This is a genomic window from Pseudonocardia lacus, assembly GCF_018531445.1.
Taxonomy (GTDB): Bacteria; Actinomycetota; Actinomycetes; order Mycobacteriales; family Pseudonocardiaceae; genus Pseudonocardia; species Pseudonocardia lacus.
On sequence record NZ_JAHDTH010000038.1, the window covers coordinates 23,704 to 46,516 of the forward strand.

At 74.7% G+C, this 22,813-nt stretch carries 28 protein-coding genes, 1 tRNA gene and 1 pseudogene; 13 read left to right on the forward strand and 17 right to left on the reverse strand.

Features of this window, described 5'->3' with window-relative positions; genetic code table 11:
• From KIK08_RS11190 to KIK08_RS11200, 3 genes are read right to left on the reverse strand one after another with little or no spacing between them, the layout of a single operon-like run.
• Entirely contained in the window at positions 1-933 is a 933-nt protein-coding gene (locus KIK08_RS11190; RefSeq protein ID WP_214402996.1) for an alpha/beta fold hydrolase, read from the reverse strand.
• On the reverse strand, positions 930-1,802 hold the full coding sequence (locus KIK08_RS11195; protein ID WP_214402997.1) for an SDR family NAD(P)-dependent oxidoreductase: 873 nt from the start codon (positions 1,800-1,802) through the stop codon (positions 930-932). The genes KIK08_RS11190 and KIK08_RS11195 overlap by 4 nt, the downstream gene beginning before the upstream one ends.
• Positions 1,799-3,325, reverse strand: coding sequence for a flavin-containing monooxygenase (locus tag KIK08_RS11200; protein WP_308257576.1), 1,527 nt, complete (start codon positions 3,323-3,325; stop codon positions 1,799-1,801). The genes KIK08_RS11195 and KIK08_RS11200 overlap by 4 nt, the downstream gene beginning before the upstream one ends.
• A gap of 110 nt (positions 3,326-3,435) precedes the next feature.
• Here KIK08_RS11200 and KIK08_RS11205 point away from each other — a divergent pair.
• Together KIK08_RS11205 and KIK08_RS11210 are read left to right on the forward strand one after the other, a co-directional pair.
• Positions 3,436-4,422, forward strand: a pseudogene (locus KIK08_RS11205) (AraC family transcriptional regulator); the annotation flags it as partial.
• 62 nt (positions 4,423-4,484) lie between these two features.
• Entirely contained in the window at positions 4,485-4,904 is a 420-nt protein-coding gene (locus KIK08_RS11210; protein ID WP_214402999.1) for an SgcJ/EcaC family oxidoreductase, read from the forward strand.
• Between the two features lie 4 nt (positions 4,905-4,908).
• On the opposite strand, the gene KIK08_RS11215 is transcribed toward KIK08_RS11210, so the two are convergent.
• From KIK08_RS11215 to KIK08_RS11225, 3 genes are all read right to left on the reverse strand, one after another.
• Entirely contained in the window at positions 4,909-5,604 is a 696-nt protein-coding gene (locus KIK08_RS11215) for a peptidoglycan-binding domain-containing protein (protein WP_214403000.1), read from the reverse strand.
• Between the two features lie 209 nt (positions 5,605-5,813).
• Complete coding sequence (locus KIK08_RS11220; RefSeq protein WP_214403001.1) at positions 5,814-6,365, reverse strand: hypothetical protein; 552 nt, start codon at positions 6,363-6,365, stop codon at positions 5,814-5,816.
• 167 nt (positions 6,366-6,532) lie between these two features.
• Positions 6,533-7,024 carry a YajQ family cyclic di-GMP-binding protein gene (locus KIK08_RS11225; protein WP_214403002.1) on the reverse strand — a complete coding sequence of 164 codons (492 nt, stop codon included), beginning with the start codon at positions 7,022-7,024 and terminating at the stop codon, positions 6,533-6,535.
• Positions 7,025-7,104: 80 nt separating this feature from the next.
• On the opposite strand from KIK08_RS11225, the gene KIK08_RS11230 reads away from it, so the two are divergent.
• Positions 7,105-7,186: transfer RNA gene (locus tag KIK08_RS11230), tRNA-Tyr, on the forward strand.
• 151 nt (positions 7,187-7,337) lie between these two features.
• Here the strand turns inward: KIK08_RS11230 and KIK08_RS11235 are convergent.
• From KIK08_RS11235 to KIK08_RS11245, 3 genes are read right to left on the reverse strand one after another with little or no spacing between them, the layout of a single operon-like run.
• On the reverse strand, positions 7,338-8,465 hold the full coding sequence (locus tag KIK08_RS11235) for an OmpA family protein (protein WP_214403003.1): 1,128 nt from the start codon (positions 8,463-8,465) through the stop codon (positions 7,338-7,340).
• A gap of 8 nt (positions 8,466-8,473) precedes the next feature.
• Positions 8,474-9,601 (reverse strand): hypothetical protein, encoded by a 1,128-nt coding sequence (locus KIK08_RS11240; RefSeq protein ID WP_214403004.1) that lies wholly within the window; start codon positions 9,599-9,601, stop codon positions 8,474-8,476.
• Positions 9,588-10,028, reverse strand: a complete 441-nt coding sequence (locus tag KIK08_RS11245; RefSeq protein ID WP_214403005.1) for a hypothetical protein — start codon at positions 10,026-10,028, stop codon at positions 9,588-9,590. The genes KIK08_RS11240 and KIK08_RS11245 overlap by 14 nt, the downstream gene beginning before the upstream one ends.
• Before the next feature lie 190 nt (positions 10,029-10,218).
• Between KIK08_RS11245 and KIK08_RS11250 the strand changes: the two genes are divergently transcribed.
• Genes KIK08_RS11250 through KIK08_RS11260 form a run of 3 tightly spaced genes read left to right on the forward strand, consistent with a single transcriptional unit; the run spans position 10,219 to position 12,613 of the window.
• Positions 10,219-10,980 carry a GntR family transcriptional regulator gene (locus KIK08_RS11250; RefSeq protein ID WP_214403006.1) on the forward strand — a complete coding sequence of 254 codons (762 nt, stop codon included), beginning with the start codon at positions 10,219-10,221 and terminating at the stop codon, positions 10,978-10,980.
• Positions 10,977-11,576: a GNAT family N-acetyltransferase gene (locus KIK08_RS11255; protein WP_214403007.1), complete on the forward strand. Its 600-nt coding sequence runs from the start codon at positions 10,977-10,979 to the stop codon at positions 11,574-11,576. Before KIK08_RS11250 ends, KIK08_RS11255 begins: the two co-directional genes overlap by 4 nt.
• Positions 11,577-11,614: 38 nt before the next feature.
• Positions 11,615-12,613, forward strand: coding sequence for a serine hydrolase domain-containing protein (locus KIK08_RS11260; protein WP_214403008.1), 999 nt, complete (start codon positions 11,615-11,617; stop codon positions 12,611-12,613).
• Here the strand turns inward: KIK08_RS11260 and KIK08_RS11265 are convergent.
• Positions 12,606-13,163: a DinB family protein gene (locus tag KIK08_RS11265; RefSeq protein WP_308257579.1), complete on the reverse strand. Its 558-nt coding sequence runs from the start codon at positions 13,161-13,163 to the stop codon at positions 12,606-12,608. The two genes, KIK08_RS11260 and KIK08_RS11265, sit on opposite strands and share 8 nt — an antisense overlap.
• 18 nt (positions 13,164-13,181) lie before the next feature.
• On the opposite strand from KIK08_RS11265, the gene KIK08_RS11270 reads away from it, so the two are divergent.
• The gene (locus tag KIK08_RS11270; protein WP_308257580.1) at positions 13,182-13,526 is read left to right on the forward strand and encodes a VOC family protein; all 345 of its coding nucleotides are present in this window, start codon (positions 13,182-13,184) and stop codon (positions 13,524-13,526) included.
• Between the two features lie 57 nt (positions 13,527-13,583).
• Positions 13,584-13,715, forward strand: a complete 132-nt coding sequence (locus KIK08_RS40980) for a hypothetical protein (protein ID WP_256446197.1) — start codon at positions 13,584-13,586, stop codon at positions 13,713-13,715.
• Positions 13,716-13,787: 72 nt separating this feature from the next.
• On the opposite strand, the gene KIK08_RS11275 is transcribed toward KIK08_RS40980, so the two are convergent.
• The 4 genes from KIK08_RS11275 to KIK08_RS11290 form a co-directional block, all read right to left on the reverse strand.
• Complete coding sequence (locus tag KIK08_RS11275) at positions 13,788-15,098, reverse strand: BtrH N-terminal domain-containing protein (RefSeq protein WP_250556765.1); 1,311 nt, start codon at positions 15,096-15,098, stop codon at positions 13,788-13,790.
• Between the two features lie 202 nt (positions 15,099-15,300).
• Positions 15,301-16,155 carry a phosphotransferase family protein gene (locus KIK08_RS11280; protein WP_214403010.1) on the reverse strand — a complete coding sequence of 285 codons (855 nt, stop codon included), beginning with the start codon at positions 16,153-16,155 and terminating at the stop codon, positions 15,301-15,303.
• On the reverse strand, positions 16,152-16,949 hold the full coding sequence (locus tag KIK08_RS11285) for an endonuclease/exonuclease/phosphatase family protein (RefSeq protein ID WP_214403011.1): 798 nt from the start codon (positions 16,947-16,949) through the stop codon (positions 16,152-16,154). The genes KIK08_RS11280 and KIK08_RS11285 overlap by 4 nt, the downstream gene beginning before the upstream one ends.
• 3 nt (positions 16,950-16,952) lie before the next feature.
• A complete protein-coding gene (locus KIK08_RS11290; RefSeq protein ID WP_214403012.1) occupies positions 16,953-17,180 on the reverse strand; it encodes a helix-turn-helix domain-containing protein in 228 nt (75 codons plus the stop codon).
• A gap of 112 nt (positions 17,181-17,292) precedes the next feature.
• Between KIK08_RS11290 and KIK08_RS11295 the strand changes: the two genes are divergently transcribed.
• Positions 17,293-17,538 carry a hypothetical protein gene (locus KIK08_RS11295; protein WP_214403013.1) on the forward strand — a complete coding sequence of 82 codons (246 nt, stop codon included), beginning with the start codon at positions 17,293-17,295 and terminating at the stop codon, positions 17,536-17,538.
• A gap of 57 nt (positions 17,539-17,595) precedes the next feature.
• Positions 17,596-18,081, forward strand: coding sequence for a GNAT family N-acetyltransferase (locus KIK08_RS11300; protein ID WP_308257581.1), 486 nt, complete (start codon positions 17,596-17,598; stop codon positions 18,079-18,081).
• Between the two features lie 21 nt (positions 18,082-18,102).
• On the opposite strand, the gene KIK08_RS11305 is transcribed toward KIK08_RS11300, so the two are convergent.
• Positions 18,103-18,921 (reverse strand): alpha/beta fold hydrolase, encoded by an 819-nt coding sequence (locus tag KIK08_RS11305; RefSeq protein ID WP_308257582.1) that lies wholly within the window; start codon positions 18,919-18,921, stop codon positions 18,103-18,105.
• A gap of 389 nt (positions 18,922-19,310) precedes the next feature.
• Between KIK08_RS11305 and KIK08_RS11310 the strand changes: the two genes are divergently transcribed.
• Positions 19,311-19,676 carry an STAS domain-containing protein gene (locus tag KIK08_RS11310; RefSeq protein ID WP_214403014.1) on the forward strand — a complete coding sequence of 122 codons (366 nt, stop codon included), beginning with the start codon at positions 19,311-19,313 and terminating at the stop codon, positions 19,674-19,676.
• 16 nt (positions 19,677-19,692) lie between these two features.
• Here the strand turns inward: KIK08_RS11310 and KIK08_RS11315 are convergent, their stop codons facing one another.
• Both KIK08_RS11315 and KIK08_RS11320 read right to left on the reverse strand, forming a co-directional pair.
• Entirely contained in the window at positions 19,693-20,679 is a 987-nt protein-coding gene (locus tag KIK08_RS11315; protein ID WP_214403015.1) for a ketopantoate reductase family protein, read from the reverse strand.
• Positions 20,680-20,719: 40 nt separating this feature from the next.
• Positions 20,720-21,619 carry a helix-turn-helix transcriptional regulator gene (locus tag KIK08_RS11320; protein ID WP_214403016.1) on the reverse strand — a complete coding sequence of 300 codons (900 nt, stop codon included), beginning with the start codon at positions 21,617-21,619 and terminating at the stop codon, positions 20,720-20,722.
• Between the two features lie 70 nt (positions 21,620-21,689).
• Here KIK08_RS11320 and KIK08_RS11325 point away from each other — a divergent pair, with 70 nt between their 5' ends.
• Positions 21,690-22,364, forward strand: coding sequence for a class I SAM-dependent methyltransferase (locus tag KIK08_RS11325; protein ID WP_214403017.1), 675 nt, complete (start codon positions 21,690-21,692; stop codon positions 22,362-22,364).
• Positions 22,365-22,374: 10 nt separating this feature from the next.
• On the forward strand, positions 22,375-22,813 hold a 439-nt coding region (locus tag KIK08_RS11330; RefSeq protein WP_214403018.1), incomplete at its 3' end, for an alanine racemase.

A 22,813-nucleotide genomic window follows, 5' to 3' on the forward strand; every position in this document is an offset into this window, starting at 1 on the left:
TCACGAAGCGGCGCCCGAGCGGTGCGCCGGAGCAGCCGGCGGGGCGTCGGTGTCCGTGTCGGTGTCGTGGCGGGCCAGGAACGCGCCGACGAGCCGGCCCACCTCGTCGGCCCGCTCCACCTGCGGCATGTGGCCCACCCCGCCGTAGACGTGGGTCTGCGCGTGCGGCAGCAGGTCCAGCGCCGCCCGGAGGTGGTGCGGGGGCAGCACGCGGTCGCGGTCGCCCCACAGGATCAGCGTCGGGCGCGGGTGCGCCGCCACGCCCTCCAGCAGCCTGGTGCGCCAGTCCGTCCGCACCCCGCGGAAGGTGCCCAGCGCCCGCCCCGCCTCCAGGAACGCGGTCGCCGTGCCGGGCCGCTGCGCCACGGCCATCGCGTGGTCGACCCGTTCCTCGGTGGCGAACGCCGGGTCGGCGAACAGGGCCTGCTCCGCGCGCCGGGTCGAACCGCGGCTGGGCCGCAGCAGCAGCTTCCCGAGGCCGGGCACCGCCAGCAGCCGCAGCGCGGCCGTCACCTCCCGGCCGAAGCCCGCGCTGTTCACCAGCGTCAGGCTGCGCACCCGCGCCGGGCGGCCGGCCAGCACCTGCAGCGCGACCGCACCGCCCAAGCTGTTGCCCAGCACGTGCACCGGCCCGGTCTCGTCGAGCGCGTCCAGGGTGGCCAGCACGCCGTCGGCCAGGTCGGGCAGCACGTCGTCGGCATCCCGCGGCGGCGAGCCGGTCCGGGGCAGCCGGTCGGAGAACCCGAAGCCCGGCAGGTCCAGGCTGATCATCCGGCGCCCGACGGCGAGCCGGTCGTGCTGGGGCTCCCAGTCCTGCAGGGTGCGCCCGATGCCGTGCAGCGCGACGACGGTCGGCAGGCCGCGGTCGCCGGTGTCGCGGACGTGGATGCGGGCCCCGCCGACGGCCACGAACCGGGTCCCGGCCGGGGTCATCGGGAGCGTTCCCTGGCGCCGCGGGCGGGAGCGCTCCCGCGGTTGGTGGCCGCGGCCAGCAGCGCGATGTGCCCGGCGGGCAGCAGCCGGGCCAGCACGTCCAGCACGCGGGCCTCCGGGGTGATGAGCACTCGCGCCTTGCGCCGCTCGACGCCGCGCAGGATCTCCTCGGCGGCCTTCTCGGGCGGGTAGTCGAGCAGCTTCGCGAAGGCCTCGCGCCCCTGGTCGACCTCGCCCTCGGGGGAGCCGGCGGCGATGCGGGCGCTCTCGGCGATCCGCGTGCGGATCCCGCCGGGATGCACGGTGGTCACCCCGGTGCCGTGCACGGCGAGTTCGGCGCGCAGCGCCTGGCTGAGCCCGCGCAGCGCGAACTTGCTGGCCGCGTACGCCGACTGCCCGCCGGGCGCGATCAGCCCGAACAGGCTCGACAGGTTCACCAGGTGGCTGCCCGGCTCGGCCAGCAGCGACGGGAGGAGGTGGTGGGTCAGCAGCAGCGGCGCCCGGAAGTTGACGTCCATGACCCACTCGAACTCGTCCAGGCTCAGGTGCTCGAAGCGCCCGCCCAGCGCGACGCCCGCGTTGTTCACCAGCAGGCCGATGCGGGGGTGCGCCCCGGCGATGCGCTCGGCCTCGGCGACGGTGGCCGCCCGGTCGGCCAGGTCGACGACCGCGGTCTCGACGGTGATGCCCGGGTGCGCCGTGCGGATCCGCTCGGTCACCTGGTCGAGGCGGGCGGCGTCGCGGTCGAGCAGCACGAGGTCGCTGCCGCGCACGGCCAGCCCGTACGCCAACTGCTCGCCGATGCCGCTGGCGGCCCCGGTGAGCACGGCGGTGCGCCCGGCGAAGCGGTAGGGCTGTCGACGGCTCATGCTCCGACCTCCACGGGTGCGGTGCGGCGGGCGGGTGGTCGTGGCGCGAACGCCATGTCGCGGCGCAGGTCGGCGCGGGGGAGGTCGAGCAGGTCGAGGGGATAGTTGCTGCGCACCGCCCACGGCCCGCGCTCGCCCTGCTTCGGGAAGCGCCCGGCGCCGCGCAGCGCGTAGCCGGAGGTGAGGTCGAGCAGCGGGCGCAGCCGGCCGACGTCGCGCGGGGTCGGGGTGGCCACCGCCCAACCGTTCCGGTCCATGTGGGCGAGCAGCCGGCAGACGTAGCGGGCCGCGAGGTCCGACCGCAGGGTCCAGGAGGCGTTCACGTAGCCGATGGTGAAGGCCAGGTTGGGCACGCCGCCCAGCATCAGGCCGCGGTACGCGACCGTGTCGCCGGGGTCGACGCGGCGGCCGTCGACGGTGATCCCGGCGCCGCCGAAGGCCAGCATGTCCAACCCGGTCGCGGAGACGACGATGTCGGCTTCGAGGACGTCACCGGAGTCGAGTTCGATGCCGCGCTCGACGAAGCGGGCGATCCGCCGGGTCACCACCGAGGCCTTCCCGTCCCGGATCGCGCGGTAGAAGTCGCCGTCGGGGGCCACGCACAGCCGCTGGTCCCAGGGGTCGTAGGCGGGGGTGAAGTGCTCGTCGACCGCGGCCGGCTCCAGGAACCGCAGCGCCAGGTCGCGCAGGGCCTTCCTGACCTGCTTCGGCCGGCGCCGGGCCAGCTGGTAGAAGGCCTGGGTGAGCGCGATGTTCTTGGCCCGGACGAGCCGGTGGGCCAGGGCGGCCGGCAGCCGGCGGCGGGCCAGGTCGGCGAAGCCGTCGACGCCGGGCAGCGCGGCCACGTAGGACGGCGAGCGCTGCAGCATCGTGACGTTCGCCGCGGTCTCGGCGATGGCGGGCACCAGGGTCACCGCCGTCGCCCCGCTGCCGATCACGACCACCCGCTTGCCGGCGTGGTCGAGGTCCGCTGGCCAGAACTGCGGGTGCACGAACCGGCCGGCGAAGTCGTCCAGGCCGGCGAAGGCGGGCTGGTAGCCGTGGTCGTAGCTGTAGTAGCCGGTGCACAGGAACAGGAACCCGCAGGTGTAGGTGCGGGAGGAGGTGGTGCCGTCCGGGGCGGAGACCTCCGTCCGCACGGTCCACCGCGCGTCGGGCGACGACCACGACGCCCCCACGACCCGCGTCCGGAAGCGGATCGACCGCTCGATCCCGGTCTCGGCGGCCGTGTCGCGGATGTAGGTGCGGATGCTCTCGCCGGTGGCGATGGAGTCCTGCTCGCGCCACGGCCGGAACGGGTAGCTGAGGGTGAACATGTCCGAGTCGGAGCGCACTCCGGGGTAGCGGAACAGGTCCCAGGTGCCGCCGATGGCGTCGCGGGCCTCCAGGATGGCGAAGCGGCGCCCGGGGTGCTCGCGACGCAGCCGCCACGCGGCCCCGATCCCGGACAGGCCGGCCCCCACGATCAGCACGTCGAGGTGCTCGACGCCGTCGTCCCCCGGTTGGCTGGCAGCGGTCGTCACAGCGGGCTCCTTCGGCAGCGGACGGTCCTCGCCGGACCAGTCTTCCCGCGATCGCGGCGGCGGACTTGCCCCCGCGCGACACATCCTTACCCTCGCACGACATGGACCCGATGGTGCGCGCCGCCGGGCTGCGCGGGATCGGGCCGCTGGTCGACCGCCTCGGCGGCGACGGCCGCGGGCTGCTGGCCCGCTTCGGCATCCCACCCGGCGCCGTCGACAGCGACGAGGCCGTCGTGCGGGCGGCGGCCGCGGCGCGGGTGCTGGAGGTGGCGGCGGCCGAGCTGACCTGCCCCGACCTGGGCCTGCGGCTGGCCGAGCAGCAGGACGCCGGCGTGCTCGGCCCGCTGGCGATCGCGATCGAGAACTCCCCGACCGTGGGCGAGGCGCTCGACTGCGTCACCCGCTACCTGTTCGTGCACAGCCCCGCGCTGAGCGTCCGCCGCGTGCCCGACCCCGACGCCCGCCCGGGCGTCATCGGCCTGCGCTACGCCGGCACCGGGCCCGGCCGGCTGAGCCCGCAGGTCGCCGACCTCGGCCTCGGGCTGTTCCACCGGATCATCCGGCTGCTGCACGGCGACCACCGCGGCGGCGCGTACGGGCTGCGCTCGGTGCACCTCCCGCACCCGCCGCTGGCCCCGGTCGCCCGCTACACCGGGTTCTTCGGCGCCGACGTCCGCTTCGACCAGCCCGACGCCGTCCTGCGGGTGCCCAGCGGCATCACCGCCACCCCGGTGCCGGGCGGCGACCGGCTGCTGCGCGACATCGCACTGGACTACCTGGCCAGCCACTTCACCGAGCCGGGGCGCACGGTCACCGGCCGGGTGCGGCTGCTGCTCGGGCAGGCGGTGGGGTCGTCGCCGGTGCGCATCGAGGCCATCGCCTCGCTGCTGCAGCTGCACCCGCGTACCCTGCAGCGCCGTCTCGCCGCCGAGTCCACCACCTTCGAGGCCGTGCTCGACGGCGTCCGCCGCGACCTCGCCCACCACCTGATCACCACGACCGGCCTGCCGTTCGGCCAGGTCACGGCGATGGTGGGGCTGACGGAGCAGTCGGCGCTGAGCCGGGCGGCGCGGCGGTGGTTCGGGTGCTCGCCCCGCGAGCTGCGCCGCGGCGCGGCCGTGTTGACCTCGACCCGGGTTGAGGGCGCAGGGTCGTCGGCATGGACACGATCGAGGCCGACACCCGCACTGCCGACCTGGACGCCATCGCGCGCGTGGTCGCCGCCGTCGAGCACGCCCAGGCGAACGAGCTCGTGGACGAGTTCGTCGCCCAGTTCCGCCCCGATGCGATCTGGACGACGGGCGGCGGGCACGTGCTGCTCGGCCGCGACGCGATCGCCGCGTTCACCGCGCAGGTGCTGCCCGGCGCGATGAGCGACCTGACCTGCTCGATGGAGGTGGAGCACGTGCTGTTCGTCCGGCCCGACGTCGCCGCGGTCAAGGTGCGCCAGCGCTACACGAGCCCGGACGGCCGCCGCGCCGCCGACGAGGGCGAGGGCACCCCGCTGTTCGTGATGGCGAAGGAGGCCGGCCGGTGGTGGCTGACGGCCTGCCAGAACACCGCCGTCGCCGACTCCTGACCGGTCAGAGCCCGAGCGCGTGCTCCATGGCCGCCCGGCTGCGCCGCCCGACGACGCCGTTGGCGGTGAGCCCGTGCGAGCGCTGGAAGTCGCGCGTCGCCGTCTCGGTGTGCGGGCCGAAGTCCTCGTCGACGGCGACGTCGCGGGACAGGGCCTGCCGCAGCCGCCACTGCCAGGTGGCCACGGCCGCGCCGCGTTCGCCGCGGCGCAGCTGGTGGTGACCGGCGCCGGGCAGCCCGTGCGCGATGTCGATGACGATGCGCGGTGGCGCGGTGAGGCGCCGCACCAGGAACGGCAGCCGCGCGGCGACGCCGATCCCGAGCGAGACCACACCCTCCCAGTCGCCGGTGTGGGCGATGCCGCGCAAGGCGGCGAGATCGTCGATCTCGGGGAGGGGGAAGGCGTCCGGGTCCTCGTCGGCGAACGTTCCCGCCGGGACGATGCTCACGTCGAGGAACGCGCGCCCGCGCACCGCGACCGGCTCACCGGACTCGTCCATCGCGATCTGCGGGACGTAGCTCACGTCGAATCCGGGCAGCGCCCCGTCGACGTCGATGGCGACCCGGTCGAAGTCGGGGTGCCCGCTCACCCGCACGGCCGTCAGCGCTGGCATCACGGACGCCCGCGCGGCCATGCGCTTCGGGGCGGTGGTGGCGCCCGGTCCGATGCGCTCGGCGATGCGGCTGGAGTAGACGGTCACGGTTCTTCCTCCTCCTGGCACAGGGCGCATCAGGAAGACGGGGCGAGCCGCGTCCGTGATACGGGATTTTCCCTGTTGCGGAGTTGTCCACAGGGAACGCGCGGTTGTCCACAGCTGTGGATCGTCGTCGGCGGACCTCTGGGAGGTGTCTGCGCTGGCAGTGGACTCGGTGTGCGGTCGTCGCTTTCCCGGGACCTCAGACCGCCTGGTTACGCGCTGACGCCGGCCAGCACCGTCGCCGAGAGCGCCATCCGGTGGTCCTTCGTCCACGGCGGACCGAGCACCGCCCGTGGACCGTGCAGGATCTCGTCGGCCCGAGCCCCCAGCACCCCGACCGCCCGGCGCTCGACGTCGGCCGCGTAGAGGTGCACCCGCCAGCCGCGGGCGCGCGCCGCGTCGTCGAGGACCCGGCGGTACATGACGGAGTCGGCGCGGGCCGAGTGCGGCGCCCGCCGCTGGGTCGCGATGTCGTCGGGGAAGTCGAGCGACCAGGCCCGCAGCGACATCGAGACGATGGGCCCACCCACCGCGGCCGCGAGTTCGTCGAGCGCAGCCTCCGTGGCCCGGGCGGCGGACGCCCGCACCCGGGCGACGAGTTCGGCGGCCAAGGGGTCGTCGAGGGGCTGCACGTCGTGCTCGACGGGCGCCACCGGCACCCCGGGCCCGATCAGCTCGATGCGTCGGCGATCGACGACCCGGTGGTCGTCCCCGGCCGTCACCGCCACGGCCCACCCGAGGTGGTGGGCGATCCCCACGCGCACGCCCCACCCTCCCACCCGCGGTGCCGGACGGCCTGGACGTCCACGCGGCCGTCGCCCCCCGCACACCGACAGCGGCACCCGCGCATACCTCGTGGTCACCACGCACATGTCACGACATGTGCGCGGCGACCAGTAGGTATGCGCGGTGGGGCGGACGCAGGGGTGCGCTAGCGGTAGTTGGTGAACTGGAGCGCGATCCCGAAGTCCTTGTTCTTGAGCAGCGCGATCACGGCCTGCAGGTCGTCCTTCTTCTTGCCCGACACCCGCAGCTGGTCGCCCTGGATCTGGGCCTGCACGCCCTTGAGCTTCTCGTCCCGGATGGCCTTGCTGATCTCCTTGGCCTTCTCCGACGCGATGCCCTGCAGGATCTTGCCGTTGACCTTGTAGACCTTGCCCGAGATCGCCGGCTCCCCGGCCTCGAACGCCTTCAGCGAGATCCCCCGCTTGATCAGCTTCTCCCGGAAGACGTCGACCGCGGCGACGGCGCGCTCCTCGGTCTCCGACTCGACGACCACCGCCTCCTCGCCCGACCAGGCGATCGAGGTGCCGGTACCCCGGAAGTCGAACCGCTGCGAGAGCTCCTTCGCGGCCTGGTTGAGGGCGTTGTCGACCTCCTGGCGGTCGACCTTGCTCACCACGTCGAAGGACGGGTCGGCCATCGTTGCCTCCTCGCCGGTGGGCCCCTGCGGAACCCGCTAGCCGGCTGTCGTATCCTCATCCACGCGCCACGGCGCACCCCGGCAGGTTGCCCGAGTGGCCAAAGGGAGCGGACTGTAAATCCGTCGGCTTAGCCTACGAAGGTTCGAATCCTTCACCTGCCACCCCCAGTGGGTACGGCCCCTGACCAGCGGAGACGCGGTCAGGGGCCGTCTTCGTCGTGATCGGTGGCGTCCGACTCCGGCTGGTCGTCGCCGGGTGGCTGCGGCAGATGCGTGACCAGGCTCTGGCGAGCGCCGGGGCGGTCAGGCGGCGTCAACCCGAGGCCGGTCGCAGATCGATGATCACCTGCCGGTTCTGCGCGGCCAGCACCGGGTCGAGGGCGCCGGTCGGGTCGCGGTCGTCGACGAAGCCGGGAAAGTCGGTGCCCACCCCGCGCACCTCCAGCGACCCGGCCGGCGCCCCGCCGCGGCGGAGCAACTCGGCGACCGCGCCGGCCCGGTCGCGGCTCAGCGCGAGGCGCCCCTGCGGGGTGCCGGCCGACGATGTCGTCCCGGTGAGCACGGCCCGGACCGTCCCGCTCCGGAGCCGGTCCACGAACGGTGCGAGTACCGCGACCGCTTGGTCGGGATCGCGCAGCACCGCCTGGTCGGGCAGGAAGCCGACGGCGCTGTCCGGCAGCGGGACCGGGCCGTCGATCGGCTCGGGCGCGGCCACCGGCACCGTGCTGACTGGAGGCAGTCCGGTCCCCGCAGTGGCCGCAACCGGCGCCTCCATGACGACGACGCTCGCCCCGGCCCGGCGCAGCACCTCGGTCCACAGGGCGATCAGGGCGGCCCGAGCCGGGGGCGGCAACGGCTCCTGCGGTGCGACCGTGTCGCCCGCACCCACCAGCACGACCGTGACCCCCGCGAGGTCGGGAAGGGTCCCGGCTGCGCCGAGCCGGTCGGCCACCGTGACCGGGTCCGCGCTCAACAGCGCGCCGCCGTGATCGGGAAAACGCAGCGCCCCGGCGGTCTGCAACAGGCTGTCGAGCACGACGATGGACCGCGGACCGGGCTGCCCCGCCAGTGCACGGGCCGCGAGGTCGAACCCGGCCAGCAGGTCGACCTCCGGGTCGTCGGCGCGCAGGGATCCCAGCCGCTCTTCGGCCTCGACGCGCAGTTCGGCGACCGCCGCACCGCGGACCAGATCGTTGTCCCCGGCGACGGTCAGATCCAGCCTCGGGCCGACCGACGGGCGTCCGTCCGGGGTCACGAACGCCCAGGCCGCGCCGCGGTCCAGGTCGGCGGTGAACTGCCGCTCCAGGGCGTCGTTCCAGACCGGCAGCGGCGACCCGGTCCGGGCACCGGCCACGACGATCGTCGCCGTCGCGACCTGAGGTTGCGCGGGCGGACCCGCGCACCCGGTCAGGACGGCGATGGCGGTCGCCCCGACCAGCATCCGGCGGATCATGCGGCGGCCCCGCCTTCGGGTGGCTCCAGCGCGGCTCGGCCGCCCGGCGGGAGCCGCCGCTGCTCCACCGAGGTGCGCCGCCGGCCCAGCGCGTGCACGTACCGGTCCTTCAGTTCGGCCGCGAGCGCTCGGCACTCGTCGGCCGGCGGGGCGTAGCGCTCGGCGACCGCACGCAGGGCGTCCCGCTCGTGCGCGGTGTGCTCGGCGGCGCGCCCGGCGTCGTCGCGGGCCTGGCTGCGGGCCGCGGCCAGCCGCTCCACCTCGGTGGCCGCGGCGTGCCACGCCGCGGCGTAGGGGTTGTGGCGGTGGGCGCTGCGCAGCAGTACGGCAAGACCGACCGCCAGCGCCACGGCCAGCCAGCCGACGGTCAGCCACATCGGCTCGATCCCCGCGACGGCCAGGAGCGGCCTGGCTACCGAGGTCCCCACTGGCAGCGGCAGCAGCAGGTAGGCGGTGCGGACCACGGCCACGAACGCGGTCACCCCGACCCACAGGACCGCCGCACAGACCATCAGCACCAGCGGCCACCCGGTCCAGCGCCGGGTCCGGCGCGCGGTGGTGACCAGCGTGCCCAGCTGCTTGGGCAGCAGCACGGTGACCAGCACGACGGCCCCGGCGAGCAGCGCCGTCTCCGCCGGGGTGGCCCCCATCAGTCGGAAGGCCAGGTAGTTCAGCCCGATCTCGGCCACCCCGGCGGCCCCGTAGATCGCGCAATCGACCAGGCGCTGCCGGCTCCGGTCCTCGGTCATGCGGTCGCGGTCGGACCAGTCGCCGCCGTCGTCGCCGGCCCGCTCTCCGCGCAGGACGGCAGCGATCTCCTCCTGCCGCCGTTCGGCGCCGGCCGCCGCCGCGTCCGCCAGCGCCCGACGTTCGTCGGCCGCCGCCTCCGCCGCGTCGGCCGTCCGGATCCGGGCCCGCGCCTCCTGCTCGTCGGCCGAGCGGGCCGCCGCGATCTGCGCCAGCCGCTGGTCCGCCCACCGGTCGATCTCCCGGTGCACCGGCGCGGGCGGCAGATCCGTCTCCGCCGCGTCGGCCCAGTCCGACTGGCTGTCCCGCAGCGCCTGGGTCTCGATCTCGCGCAGCAGTTGGCCGCGGTCGAGCGGGACCAACTCAACGGGTTTCATGGGTGTCCACCTCCGCGATCGCGGCGAGCGGCGGGCAGCGCCAGCCCAGGTGCGCGTGCCGGCGGTACCGGTGGTGGCGCTGCCAGTTCCGCCCGTAGGTGGCGCAGACCAGCTCGTAGTCGGCGACCCGCACCTCGGCCGCGGCGTCGGCCCGTCTCACGAGTGCGTCCCGGCGCGCCGACCGCACGTCGGCGGAGTCGTGCCCGGCGTGGCCGTGCCCGGTGTCGGCGAGGGCGGCCAGGTCGCGGTCGAGCTGGTCGGCGAGGGCGACCAGGTCGAGGGCGGTGTCGCGGCGGAGCCGGACCAGGTACCGGGTGTCGACGACCTCCTCGACGCCCAGCCCTGCGCGGCCGGCCTGCCAACCGTGCCATGCGGCGACCAGGTGGGGCAGCAGTCCTGGCGGCGTCTTGCGGGAGTGGTGGGTCATGTCCTCGACCTCCCTGCGACGGGTGCCGGCGGCGACGGCGGCAGGTGTACCTGTTACGACAGGTGGTACTGTAACGCATGCCACGCCATCTGCGACAGCTGGTTCTGATATGACTGCAGATCTAGTACCGACAACCCGTTTGGAGTAGCGTGGCGACACTCTTACGTCCGATGGCAACAGGAGGGGTGCGGTGACGACCCCTAAGCACGCCCAGTTGGCCGCAGTGCTGCGTGCCCGCATCGCCGCCGACGACTTCCCCGACGGTCGACTGCCCAGCGAATCCGAGCTCATGAAAGAGCACGCGATGTCCCGGACGACGGTGCGTTCCGCGCTGAAGGAGTTGCAGAACGAAGGCCTGCTTCGCTCCGCGTCCGGTGTCGGGTACTTCGTCCGGCGGTTCGAGCACTTCTCCTACCGTCCGCAGGACGACTTCCGGGCCGTCGCGACGATCCAGGACGCGGACTCGTTCACCCAGGCCGCAGCCAAGCGCAACCCGACCCAGCAGATCGAGGTCGGCATCGTCCGGGCCCCCAAGGACGTCGCCCGGCGGCTGCGGATCGCCGAGGGCGACTCCGTGGTGGTCCGGCGCCGCTACCGGTCCTTGGACGGCGTGCCCTACCAGATCAACGTGAGCTACTACCCGCTCGACATCGTCAGCGGCACCGACGTGATGGTGCCCCAGGACATCGTCCGCGGCGCCAACCAGTTGCTGGCCGACCACGGCTACGCCCAGGTGCGAGCGCTCGACGAGATCTGGTTCCGGATGCCCAAGCCGGAGGAGGCCCGCTGGCTGGACATCGGCCCGGGGATCCCGGTGGCCGAGCACGTCATCACCGGGTTCACCGCCGATGACCAGGCCGTGCGGATGGTCCGCGTGATCCTGCCCGGCGACCGCAACGTCATCACCTTCGACCGCGTCCACCCCGACCACGAGCGAGCGAGCCGACCGTGACCCCTGTACTCCCCGCCACGCCGGTGCTCATCCGCCCGGCGGTCATGTCCGACCTCACGCAGGTCGTCGCGCTCATCGCCGAGGCGGCCCGATGGATCAGGCAGCTCGATCCCGGCCTGGCGCAGTGGCAGACCGACGACTGCTGGCGCCGCAACTGGGTGCACCTCGACATCGTCGCCGGCACGTTGTGGGTGATCGAGGACGCCGGCCGGGTGGTCGCCACCATCACCGTCGACGAGTGGGCCGACGCCGACTTCTGGAAACCGGAGGACGACGTGCTCAGCGCGTTCTACTGCCATCGGATGGCCGTCACCCGATCCCACGCCGGCCGGGGCCTGGGCTCGGCGATGCTGGACTGGGCGAGCCGGCTGGCCGAGGGCGCCGGACGCCCGCTGCTGCGGTTCGACGCGTGGTCGACCAACCACGCGCTGCACCAGTACTACAAGGGGCTCGGCTTCGAGATGGTCCGCAACGAGCCACTCGAGTGGCGGGGCAGCGGTGCCTTGTTCCAGCGGCGCTCCGCCGTACGGCTCGACGACCCGCCCGTGCTCTGTCGGTCTCGGACCGCCCCGCTCGACTGGCAGGTCGCCGCCTGACCCTCACCGCGGCGCCCCGACCGCAGTACCTTGCGCCGATGCCCACCGCGATCGACGCTGTCGCCGGCGAGCACGACTTCTCCGGCGTCGTCTCGGTCGACCGGGGCGGCGAGGTCGAGTTCGCCCGGGCGTACGGCATGGCCCACCGGGCCCATCGAATCCCGAACACTGTGGACACCCGGTTCGCGATCGCCAGCGGCGCCAAGGGGTTGACCGCCCTCGTCGTGGTGAGCCTGATCGAGCGGGGGGTGCTCGATCTCGCCATGCCGGTGCGTGAGGTGTTGCGCGACGATCTGCCGCTCGTCGACGACCGGGTGACGGTGGAGCACCTGCTCGCCCACCGGTCGGGGATCGGGGACTACCTCGACGAGGACGGCGACCTGGACGTCGACGACTACCTGCTCCCGGTGCCGGTGCAGCAGCTCGCGGACGCCGAGGACTACCTGGCGGTGCTGGACGGCTTCCCGGCGAAGTTCCCGCCGGGGGAGCGGTTCTCCTACTGCAACAGTGCGTACGTGGTGCTGGCGCTCATCGCCGAACGGGCTGCTGGGGTGCCCTACCACGACCTGGTGCGGTCGCGGGTCTGCGAGCCGGCGGAGATGGGCGACACCGAGTTCCTGCGCTCCGACGAGCTGCCGGACCGGACGGCCACCGGCTACCTCGCGGTCGGCGACGGCCGGTGGCGCACGAACGTCTTCCACCTGCCGGTGCGCGGGGTCGGCGACGGCGGGGCCTACACGACGGCGGCCGACATGAGCGGTTTCTGGCGTGCCCTGTTCGCCGGGAGGATCGTGTCCGCGGAGTGGGTGGCGGAGATGGTGCGGCCGCGCAACGACGTGCCGGGGGAGCCGCTGCGGTGTGGGCTCGGGTTCTTCCTCCGCGAGGAGCGCGACCACGTCATGCTGGTCGGGATGGACGCGGGGGTGTCGTTCACGAGCGTGCACGACCCGGCGTCCGGTCTCACCTACACCGTCATGTCCAACACCACCGACGGCGCCTGGCCGGTCGTTCGGGCACTCCGCGACCGCCTCAGCTGACGGCCGCGCGCAGCAGGCGCAGCTGCCCCAGCTCCGCGGCGTTCTTCATCAGCTCCGCGGTCACCCACGCCGCCATGTCGGCCACCGTGCGGTCGGAGCCGGGCGGCCACGGGAACGGGGCCGGGGCGTCGAGGGTGTCGTCGGTGAGCCCGTCGAGGACGTCGACCCAGGCCGCGTGCAGGTCGCGCAGCCAGTGGACGGCGGCGGCGGTGTGGCCCGGCCAGGTGACGTCCGCGCGGTCGCGGGGTGGGTGGCCGCGGGCGTGGTCGAGCGCGGTGCTCCACCACCAGCCGATGTGCCAGGTCAGCCAGGCGCCGGTGGGGACGGGGATCGGGTCGGGCTCCTCGTCGGACCAGTCCGGCACCCAGGTGCCGTCGGGTCGGGGGCGCACCGTCCAGCACAGCGGGCCCGGCTCCCACAGGAGGTCGTCGGGGTCGAGGCGGTCGAGGTGGTACTCCAGCAGCGACCAGGTCAGGTCGAGCTGGTTGCGCAGCAGGTCGAGGCGGGTGGGCACCGGCGGATGGTTCCAGCGGCCGGGTGCGGGTCGCACGGGGTTTACGGTGCGTGCGTGCGCACCCGGTTGAGCCAGATCGTCGTCGACGCCGCCGACCCCGCGAGCCTCGTCCGGTTCTGGGCCGCGCTGCTCGGCGGGGAGCCGGTCGACCGGGCGCGGGGGTGGTCGCACCTGGACGCGCCCGGGTTCCCGAGGCTGGCGTTCCAGCCGGTGCCGGAGTCGAAGGCGGGGAAGAACCGGCTGCACCTCGATGTCGCGGTCGACGCGGTCGACGACGCCACCCGGGTGGCCGTGGGGCTCGGGGCGAGCGCGGTCGGCGCCCCGGTGACCGACGACCAGGGCTCGTTCCAGGTGCTGCGCGACCCGGAGGGCAACGAGTTCTGCCTGGTCAGCGGCTAATACCGGGGGTGATGTGTCCGGTTCGGGCGCACCGGGTAGTCCTGGTCCATGCCCATCATGAACCGCATCCGAGGCTTCCTCTCCAGCCCGCAGGGCCGCCGGCTCACCGACCAGGGCCGCCGTGCCGCCACCAACCCGCGCAACCAGCAGCGCGCCCGGGGCATGCTCGCCCGCCTGCGCCGGCGCTGACGCCCGCAGCGGCATCCCGTACCCGGCCCCTGACCGCACCCCCCGCGGCCAGGGGCCGTTCCACGTCCGGGGTCAGCCGATCGCGGCCATCTCGGCGACCGCCACCTTCTCCGCGGCGTGCGCCTCCCGCAGGCGGGCCGACAGCGCGGCGAACAGGTCGTCGCGCTCGGGCGTCGTGAGCGGCGGGGAGCCGTCCAGCTCGGCGCGCAGCGCCCACAGCTCGGCCGCCACCGCGGCGGCGTCCGGCGCACCCCCGTCGCCCTCGGCCACGACCGCCTGCTGGACGGCGGCGGTCAGCTCGCGCAGCCGGGCGAACTCGGGGACGTCGACGGGCAGGGCGGTCTCGGCGACCTCGTGCCACGCCGCGGCCGCGGCCCGCCACGCCCGCGCGGCCGGAGCGGTCGGGCCGACCAGGGGCTCGACCTCCTCCAGGAACGCGGCGGTGAGGTCGCGCAGGTGGCCGCCGGTCATGCCGGCGGGGGAGGCACCCTCCCACACCGAGGCCAGCGCCCCCACCAGGCCGCGGCCGTCGGCGAACACGCGCGGCCAGCCCTTCGCGGCCGTGCCGTCGGTGATGGTGCGGGCCCACTTGGCCCACGCCGGCAGCGCGAACGACGACGACGTGCCGCCGAGGCGGGTCGCGCAGTCCGCGATCGCGTCCAGCACGGCGTCGCGCAGCGTCCCCTCCGGGACGTCGCCCTCGGGACGGGGGACGACCAGCAGGTTCTTGTAGGAGCCGACGCGCGCGCGTGCGGCGTCGAGTTGCGCGACGGGGACGGTCAGCGGGGCCAGCACGCGGTCGTCGACGCGGTAGCGGTCGCCGTCGCGCCCGTGCACGACGACGGGGTGCCCGCCCATGCCGTCCAGGTGCGCCGGCAGGTGCCAGTAGCCGGCGACCCGGCGGTCGGGCCAGACCAGCGCCGGGGTGCCGGCGTCGAGGGCGGCGGCCAGCGTGCGGGCCGCGGTGACGGTGCCGCCGGTGCGCTCGACGGTGGCCGGGACGCCCAGCCGCGCGAGCCCGGCCAGCACCGCCCGGTCGTGGTACTGCCACTGCGAGAAGAACCCGAGCACCACCGGCCGGCTGCCGTCGCGCTCGAACTCCCACAGGATGTAGCCGGCCCCGGGACCGCCGGCGACGCCGAACAGGAGCGCTTCGGACAGCTCGCCGCCCGCCGCGCGGACGCCGTGGTGGGCCAGGACGTTGGCCAGCGCGGCCGACTCCGGGTGCGCGCCACCGCGCAGCCGGTAGCCGCCGTGCTCGACGGGGGTGTGCTCGACGGGGGTGGGCGCGCCGGCGACGTGGCGGCGCGCGGTGCTGTAGCTCTCGCCGGTGCGCGCCATCCGCGCGCGGATGCGGAGCTTGAGCTGCTTCTGACGGGTCATGACCGCTCCCACGGCCGGGCAGGCGGGCGCGGCCACCACGCCCCGCGCACCGCCCCGGCCGGTTCGAGCTGGTCGTGCACCGGTCGTGGTCCGTGGCCGAGGCTCTCGGAGTCCCCTGCGCCCCCGCACCGCCGGGCCGCGTGGGGGCCCGGTCTGGAGGTCCGGCGTGGCCGACGCCGTGCGGGGATTCTGGCACACCCGCTCAACCGTGGCCGTCGACGTCCATCCACCGGGTCACGTTCGCCACCCACCGGTCCATCTCGGTGTCGTCGACGCCGTCGAGCCGGTACTTGACCAGCTGCTCGATCGGGAACGTCCCCGCCCACACCCGGGCCCGCTCGTAGGTGCGCGCGTCGACCGTCCGCCCGATCACCGGCCAGCCGTGCGTGAAGGCCAGGCAGGCGACGTCGACGGCGGGGTCGAACGCGTGCGCGAGGTCCCAGTCGATGACGCCGAGCAGCCTGCCGTCCTCGGACCAGTGCATGTTCTCCCCAGCGAGGTCGCCGTGCACGAGCCGCGGCGGCACCGGCTCCAGCGCGACGGCCTCGGCGATCCGCCGCCGGGCCGAGGCCCGCAGCCGCTCGGGCAGCAGGGGGACGGCGACGTCGAGCATCAGTTCCTCCCAGCGCTCGCGCCCGGCGTAGGCGTGCGGGACGTCGAGCAGGCACTCCAGCGGGGCCAGGTCGACGCCGGCCAGCGCGTCGAGCACACCCCGCAGGACGTCGGGGTCGCCCTCGCCGCGGGGAGCCTCCCGCCCCGGCACCCAGGAGACGGCGACCGCGGTCCACCCGGCCGTCGACGTGACGGGGCCGAGCGGCTCCGGGACGGCGAACGGCAGGCCGGCCCGGGCCAGCGCGACCAGCAGGGCGCTGCGCCGGGCGAGCGACTCGACCGCCGGGGCGCTGCGGGCGATCCGCACGGCCGCCACGCCCGGCACGCGGACGACGTCGTGCGAACCCCCGCTCACGACCGTCGCGCCGTCGAGGGCGGTGCCGGGCAGCAGCGCCTCGGCGACGGCGAGTTCGTGCGCGCCGGGCGGACGGGCCTGCAGAGTCACGCGAGGTCCGCGACGACGGCGTAGTGGTCCGACGGCCACACACCCTCGACCGGGCGGCCGGTGGCCCGCCGCACCGACCGGACGCGGCCGGCGCCGTCGGGCGCGGGTGGGCCGACGAACACGTAGTCGATCCGGACGGCGGGGTTCCAGTCGGCGACGAACGGGTTCGCCGGGTCCCACGTCGCCGCGGGCTGCGCGGGGTCGGCGTACTCCCAGGCGTCGAGCAGCACCTCGCCGGGCACGGCGGGGGCGGTCATGTAGCCGCCGAGCAGGCGGACCTCGTCGGAATCGGGCCAGGCGTTCAGGTCGCCGGTGACCACGGCCGGGTGCGCCGTGCCGCGGCGGTGCTCGGCGACGAACCCGACGAGCGCGCGGACCTGCTCCTGGCGTCGCCCCGACTCCGCCGGACCCGCCGACAGGTGCGCGGTGAACAGCGGCACCGGGTGGCCGGGCGCGTCGAGGCGGGCGTGCAGGGCGAGGCGGCCGTCGTCGCCGGGCAGGTGCAGGACCCGCTGGTCGAGCACGGGCCACCGGCTGAGCACCGCGTTGCCGACCTGCACCGAGGGATCGTCGATGCGCCGCTGGAAGAACTCGGGCGCCCGGGAGGGCGCCCACGTGCAGTGCAGGCCCAGTTCCGCGGCGAGCGCCTCGGCCTGGTTCCCGTGCTCGTCGGCCCAGACCTCCTGCAGGGTGACGACGTCCGGGGCGAGGTCGCGCAGCGAGGCGAGGATCGCGGGACGGCGGGCCTGCCACGGCCCGAAGCGCCACCACAGGTTCCAGGTCACCAGGCGCATGCGCTAGTCCTCCGGCGGGTCCTCATGGTTCTGCCGCGCGCGGAACTCGGCGAGCTGTCGCTCGATGTCCTCCAGGCTCCACCGCAGGTGCCCGCTGGGCAGGACGACGGTGGGCTTGACCAGCCCGGTGCGCGCGTAGCGCGCGAGCGTCCGGCGGTCGACGCCGAAGTACTCGGCCGCCTGGGCGGTCGTCAGGAGTTTCTCCCGCCGCTCGCGCGGGCTCTCGGGCATGCCTGCACCGTATGTGACCTGCGGCGTCATTGGTTTACGTCAGAGTCGAAAAGGTCAACTGAGCTGCGAGAGTCACTTGAGTCGTTTGTCCCACCTGCTCTACGGTGGATTGGTGGCGCAGAGCGATGAATCAGGCACGGAAGGTCCGAGGATCTGGCGGGCGTCGGTCGAGGTGCTGTCCACCTGGCCCGACCTCGTCGACTCGCTGATGGCGCTGCACCGCCCCAACGCCACGGGGGCGTGCCTGACCTGCGCCATCCCCGGCGGCACCCGCCCGGACCTCGCCTGGCCGTGCGCGCTCTGGACGCTCGCCGACGCCGCCCGCCGCGAGCGCGCCCGGCGCCGTCTCGACGGCTGATCCGGCAGCGCGGGCAAATCCGTCGCACGCGCGCGTACCGGCTGTCAGCATCGCCGGGTGGACACCCCGATCCGGCCACTCGACGAGCGCGACCACGAGCCCGTCGTCGCCCTGTCCCTGCGGTCGTGGGCGCCGGTGTTCGCCTCGATGGAGGTCGTGCTCGGGCCGTCGGGGGTGTTCGAGCGGTTCTACCCGGACTGGCCCGTCGCCCAGCGGGCCGCGGTGCTCGCGGCCTGCACCGACCCGGCGATGTCGGTGTGGGTGGCCGAGGTCGACGGCGCCGTCGCGGGGTTCGTCGCGGTCCGGTTCGACCGCGCCGAGCGGCTGGGTGAGATCCACATGGTCGCCGTGGACCCCGACCACCAGCGTCGCGGCGTCGGGTCGGCGCTCACCGCGTTCGCCGTCGACCGGATGCGCGCGGAGGGCATGTCGATCGCGATGGTGGAGACGGGCGGCGACCCGGGGCACGGTCCGGCGCGGCGGACCTACGAGCGCGCGGGCTTCACGGCGATGCCGGTGGTGCGCTACTTCGCGGCTCTGTAGGTCGTCACGGCTCTGTAGTAGTCACGGCTGGGTGGTCAGCCACTCCCGCAGGATCGCCAGCAGCGCGTCGGGGGCGTCGAGCTGGATCAGGTGCCCGGCGCCGGGCACCAGTCGCAGCGTCGCCCCGGGGATCAGCCGGCTGAGCTTGTGCGCGCGGTCGACCGGGATCCACTGGTCCTCGGTGCCCCACACGACCAGGACGGGCAGCGAGATCGACGGGTACAGCGGCTCCACGGCATCGGTGTGGCGCTGGTCGGCCTGGGCGATCTGGCGGTAGAACGCGGGCTGCCCGGTCGGTCCCAGCCAGGGCGCGGTGAGGACGTCGTGGGCGGCGGGCGGCAGCGGCCGGTGGGCGGCGCCGGTGATGTAGGCGCGCACCAGCGCCTCGTGCAGCGGCGCCGGGAGGCGGGTGAACACGTCGGACTCGTCGTGCACGAGCCGGAAGAACTCCGAGCCCCACGGGGCCAGTGCGACCACGTCGACCAACGCCAGCGAGCGGTACTCCAGCCCGTGCAGCAGGTGCGCGCGCAGTGCGACGGCACCGCCGATGTCGTGGGCGACGACCCGCGGCGGCTCGGGCAGCTGCCAGTGCCGGACGAGCTCGGCGAACAGCTGGCCCTGCTCGCCCAGCGAGACGTCCTGGTCGGCGGCCATCGTCGAGGCGCCGAAGCCGCGCATGTCCCACAGGTGCACGGTGAACCGCTCGGCCAGCGCGTCGGCGGTCGGGCGCCACAACGCCGACGACCAGGGCGTGCCGTGGCAGAGCACCACGGGTGGCCCGGCGCCGTAGCGGGTCCAGCGGATGCGGTCGCCCTTCCAGGCGAACTCCCGGTCCAGCACCCGGCGATGATGGCAGGCGGTGCCGCCGCGCCGGCACGCCCGTCGGCGCCACGCAGGTCACCGGGCTCAGCGGGATGGCCGCCGAGAGCTCACCACATCCGGGTGATGATCGATCTCGAACGTCGGTACGCTGCCGATCGGGTGATCGGCCATCGGCCGTTCTATCGGCTTCTCGGTCTAATCTTCTAGGCTGTTCGGATGTCTGCCCGGATCCGTCGTCGCGCACCGCGACCGGACCTGCCAGCGGCGTTCGGCCGATCGAAGGATGGCTGGTCCGGCGCATTCACTGCGACGGCGGTTGCGCGGAGAGTATCCGAACGAGGACCGTGCGCAGTGATCATCTCCCACGATGTCGGCCGGGTCGCGGTCGACCCTGCGAAACGGTTCCCATGCTGATCGTCGCACTCTGCCGTCCCGCCGACGACTGCGTCGTCGTCGAGGTCGGCGGCGAGCTGGACGCGTTCAACTGCGGCCTGCTGGCCGAGACGCTCGGGCAGGCCACCGCCCGCGGCACCGGAGCGGTGATCGTCGACATGGAACGCGTCGACTACTTCTCCGCGGCCGGCCTGCACTGCCTCGAGCACGCCGCCGAGGAGGCGGCCGCCGCGCGGCGCCCGCTGCACCTGGTCTGCGCGCCCGGCGGGGCGGTCCAACGGGTCCTGCTGGCCGCCGGCATGGGCGCGCGCTGGCCCGTGCACGCCGACGTCGAACGGGCCAAGCGGGCCTGCGCCGCGGCGGCGGCCGCCCTCGGCTGAGCCGCCGCCGTCCCGATCAGGCGCGGTCAGTGGCCCGATCGGCCTCGGTGAGCAGGCCGCGAGCGGTGCGGCTGCCCGCGGGCTCGCCGTCGCGGGCCATCGCCGTCACGGTCCGCAGCAGCACCTCGTTCACCGGGGTCGGCACCCCGTGCGCGCGGCCCAGCGCGACGATCTCGCCGTTGAGGTGCTCGGCCTCCACCGAGCCCGAGCCGCGGTGCAGGCTCTGCCACGTGGACGAGCCGCCGGGGCGGTCGCGCCCGCCCGCCGGCCGGACAGACACGTTGCCGGTGCGGCGTTCGCGCACATCGGCGCGGCTGGTGAAGGCGATCCCGGCCGCGGCCAGGCAGCGCTCGCCCTCGGCGTGGGCCCGCTCGTTCAGCTCGCGCAGGTCCGGGTCGTCGCTCCCGCATGCGGCGTCGGCCGCGTTGCCCAGGTTGACCAGCAGCTTCGAGTACTTCCACGGCATGATCGCCGCGACCGCGCGGGAGGAGTAGCCGGCCGCGGTCAGGTCGTCGGCGATCCGGGTGCTCAGCTCGTCGGCGCCCGCCGGGTAGCGGCCGACGTCGAGCACGCCCGCGACGGGCGCGGAGAACCCGATCACCCGCCCCGGCTCCAGGTGCTCGGCCGGCACCATCACGTAGACGCCCTGCACCCGCTCGAACCGCTGCGCGGCCATCCGCTCGTTGGCCACCCCGTTCTGCACGCACGCCACCGCCACGTCCGGGGCCGCGGCGCGCAACTCGTCGAGCAGCGCCTCGCTGTCCTGGGTCTTCGTGCACAGCAGCACGACGTCGTCGGGACGCCAGTCGACCTCGCGGACGGCTCCGGCCACGGCCAGCCGCACCGTTCGGGAACCGTCGGGCTCGTCGAGCAGCAGCCCGTGCTCGCGGATCGCCGCCAGATGGGCCCCGCGGGCCACCGCCAGCACGTCCCGGCCGGCCTCGTGCAGGCGGGCCGCGACCACCCCGCCGATGGCGCCCGCCCCGATCACCACGTACCTCACGGGCGCAGCCTGCTCGGTGATCGTCCCGGCGTCCAGGGGATCAGCGCCCGGCGTCGCGCCACCGGGCCGGGCTCACCCCGTTGACCCGGCCGAACACCCGCGCGAAGTAGCCGGGGTGGGGGTAGCCGACCAGCCGCCCGACCTCGCCCACCGGCAGCGTCGTGGCGGCCAGCAGTCGCCTGGCCTGCACCATCCGCCGCTCGGTGATCCACTCCTGGACGGTGCGGCCGGTGCGCCTGCGCACCGTCGAGGTCAGGTGGCCCGGTGTGATGTTCACCGCCCTGGCCACGTCGCGCAGCGACAGCGGCTGCGGGTAGCGCTCCTCGATCACCGCGAACACCTCGGCCAGCAGCGGCTCGGCGTTGCCCCGCAGGGCGCCGACGACGTCGGCGGCCAGCCGCGACACCCCGACCAGCAGCAGCACCAGGTGGGCGAGCGCGGCCTCGCGGTAGCCGTCGGGCCGCTCGTCCAGCTCGCGGCTCAGCGCCCGGACGCGGGCCGCCCACTCGGGGCGGTCGGCGACCGGCACCGACAGCCGCCGCGCGCCCGTCGCACCGCCGCGCACGAACGGGAACAGCAGCGGGTGGGTGCGCCAGGCCAGGTACGAGCCGGGGACGTCGGGCCCCAGCGCGTCCGGGGTGAACGACACACCCCAGCCCGACAGGCTGATCGGCAACTCGAACGGGCCCATGACGTCGCCCGGGGCGATCACCAGCACGTCGCCGGACCGGACCTCGACCTCCCGGCCCCCGTTGTGCAGCCGGCCGCCGGTCTCGATGTAGGTGACGATCGCGAAGTCGTGGGCGTGCTGGTCGAGGCGCGGGCCGCGCTCCACACCGTGCGTGATGCCCCAGACGGCGACCGGCAGCTCCCCGGGCGCGGGCGCCAGTGCGTAGGTCGGCGGGTGGCCGGGGGCGCCGGGAAGGCGTGCGGTGCGCACCCGCGGATCGTCCCACTCGGCCCGAGGATCGGTACAGCATCGCAGCTCAGGACGTGGACAGACTGGCTGCATGGACGCCACAACAGCACATTCGGACACCGAACGGCCCTACCTCCCAGGGATGGGCAAGGACTGGCTGCTGCCGCTCTACGACACCGTGCACCGGGTGTTCCGGGTCGGGCGGCTGCACGCCGAGATGGTCCGGCTGGCCGGCCCGCAGCGCGGTCAGCGGGTGCTGGACATCGGCTGCGGCACCGGCAACCTGCTGCTCGCCCTGGGCGCCCGCCGACCCGACCTCGACCTGTCCGGCATCGACCCCGACCCGAAGGCGCTCGCGCGGGCCACCCGCAAGGCGCGGCGGACCGGGGTGGACGTGCACGTCGACCGCGGCTTCGCCGACGCGCTGCCGCACGCGGACGCCAGCATCGACCGCGTCTTCTCCAGCCTGATGCTGCACCACCTCGACCCGCCGGTGAAGGACGCGACCCTGGCCGAGGTGCGCCGGGTGCTGCGCCCGGGCGGCGTCCTGGTGCTGGCCGACTTCGACGGCGGCGAACCCGGGCAGGGCCACGGCCACGGGCGCCGGCTCTTCCGGAAGCGGATGGAGTCCAGCCGGCGCCTGCACGAGAACTCCGGCCTGGTGGACCGGATCGCCGCCGCCGGCCTCGTGCCCGACGCGCCCGTCGCGTTCCCGCTGCGCCGCGTCGGCGCCGTCTCCGTCATCCGGGCGACCCGCGCCGGGTGAGGATGGGGCGGTGGACCTCGACGACACCCCCTACCTGGCCATCGACCTCGACGTGCTGGAGGCCAACCTGCGGCGGACGGCGGCCCTCGCGCGGGAACGGGGGCTGGCGCTGCGCCCGCACGCCAAGACGCACAAGTGCGTCGAGATCGCCCGCCGCCAGCTCGACTCGGGGGCTGTCGGGCTGACCGTGGCCACGGTGGGCGAGGCCGAGGTGTTCGCCGACGCCGGCTGCATCGACCTGTTCATCGCCTACCCCGTGTGGGCCGTCGGGCGGCGGGCCGACCGGCTGCGCGCACTGGCCGGGCGGGTGGCGCTGCGCGTGGGCGCCGACTCGGTGCAGGCCGTCGAGGTGCTCGCGGCGGCGCTGCGCGGCGCGCCGGCCGAGGTGGTCGTCGAGGTCGACAGCGGCCAGCACCGCAGCGGCGTCGAACCGGGTCGTGCCGCGGAGG

Coding starts and splice junctions, on each gene's coding strand:
- KIK08_RS11190 (WP_214402996.1), bottom strand. CDS start 933: ATGACCCCGGCCGGGACCCGGTTCGTGGCCGTCGGCGGGGCCCGCATC.
- KIK08_RS11195 (WP_214402997.1), bottom strand. CDS start 1,802: ATGAGCCGTCGACAGCCCTACCGCTTCGCCGGGCGCACCGCCGTGCTC.
- KIK08_RS11210 (WP_214402999.1), top strand. CDS start 4,485: ATGGACACGATCGAGGCCGACACCCGCACTGCCGACCTGGACGCCATC.
- KIK08_RS11225 (WP_214403002.1), bottom strand. CDS start 7,024: ATGGCCGACCCGTCCTTCGACGTGGTGAGCAAGGTCGACCGCCAGGAG.
- KIK08_RS11235 (WP_214403003.1), bottom strand. CDS start 8,465: ATGCTGGTCGGGGCGACCGCCATCGCCGTCCTGACCGGGTGCGCGGGT.
- KIK08_RS11240 (WP_214403004.1), bottom strand. CDS start 9,601: ATGAAACCCGTTGAGTTGGTCCCGCTCGACCGCGGCCAACTGCTGCGC.
- KIK08_RS11245 (WP_214403005.1), bottom strand. CDS start 10,028: ATGACCCACCACTCCCGCAAGACGCCGCCAGGACTGCTGCCCCACCTG.
- KIK08_RS11260 (WP_214403008.1), top strand. CDS start 11,615: ATGCCCACCGCGATCGACGCTGTCGCCGGCGAGCACGACTTCTCCGGC.
- KIK08_RS40980 (WP_256446197.1), top strand. CDS start 13,584: ATGAACCGCATCCGAGGCTTCCTCTCCAGCCCGCAGGGCCGCCGGCTC.
- KIK08_RS11275 (WP_250556765.1), bottom strand. CDS start 15,098: ATGACCCGTCAGAAGCAGCTCAAGCTCCGCATCCGCGCGCGGATGGCG.
- KIK08_RS11285 (WP_214403011.1), bottom strand. CDS start 16,949: ATGCGCCTGGTGACCTGGAACCTGTGGTGGCGCTTCGGGCCGTGGCAG.
- KIK08_RS11290 (WP_214403012.1), bottom strand. CDS start 17,180: ATGCCCGAGAGCCCGCGCGAGCGGCGGGAGAAACTCCTGACGACCGCC.
- KIK08_RS11310 (WP_214403014.1), top strand. CDS start 19,311: ATGCTGATCGTCGCACTCTGCCGTCCCGCCGACGACTGCGTCGTCGTC.
- KIK08_RS11325 (WP_214403017.1), top strand. CDS start 21,690: ATGGACGCCACAACAGCACATTCGGACACCGAACGGCCCTACCTCCCA.